Genomic DNA, 484 nt, shown 5'->3' on the forward strand with positions numbered 1-484 from the left:
AGAGTGAATATCACACTCGCAGTTGGGCTATCGCCAAGCGGTAAGGCAGCGGCTTTTGATGCCGCCATTCCCTGGTTCGAATCCAGGTAGCCCAGCCATTATTAAGAATTGAAGTTCAAAACATTGAGTTTCAAGTCAAAACAGTATATAAACTAATCCGTTGCGGTGGTGGCGGAATTGGTAGACGCGCTAGCTTCAGGTGCTAGTGTCCGAAAGGACGTGAGGGTTCAAGTCCCTCCCTCCGCACCAACAGTTTATTTAGTAGGGCTATCGCCAAGCGGTAAGGCAGCGGCTTTTGATGCCGCCATTCCCTGGTTCGAATCCAGGTAGCCCTGCCACTAATTACAACGTTGTTGAGATTTTACCAATTATCTTGATAACTACAGATTTTGTTGCGGAAGTGGCGGAATTGGTAGACGCACCAGATTTAGGTTCTGGCGCCGCAAGGTGTGAGAGTTCAAGTCTCTCCTTCCGCACCATTATT

General features: G+C 48.6%; 4 tRNA genes. All 4 read left to right on the plus strand.

Annotated elements, in window-relative coordinates:
* Window positions 1-23 precede the first annotated feature (23 nt).
* The 4 genes from RH89_RS16795 (at window position 24) to RH89_RS16810 (ending at window position 479) form a co-directional block, all read left to right on the plus strand.
* Window positions 24-98 (plus strand) — tRNA-Gln (locus RH89_RS16795).
* A 64-nt stretch (window positions 99-162) separates the two neighbouring features.
* Window positions 163-249, plus strand: a tRNA-Leu gene (locus RH89_RS16800).
* Window positions 250-263: 14 nt separating this feature from the next.
* Window positions 264-338, plus strand: a tRNA-Gln gene (locus tag RH89_RS16805).
* Window positions 339-394: 56 nt separating this feature from the next.
* A tRNA-Leu gene (locus tag RH89_RS16810) sits at window positions 395-479 on the plus strand.
* The last annotated feature ends 5 nt before the right edge of the window (window positions 480-484 follow it).

It is taken from the genome of Vibrio nigripulchritudo ATCC 27043, assembly GCF_000222685.1.
GTDB classification, from domain to species: domain Bacteria; phylum Pseudomonadota; class Gammaproteobacteria; order Enterobacterales; family Vibrionaceae; genus Vibrio; species Vibrio nigripulchritudo.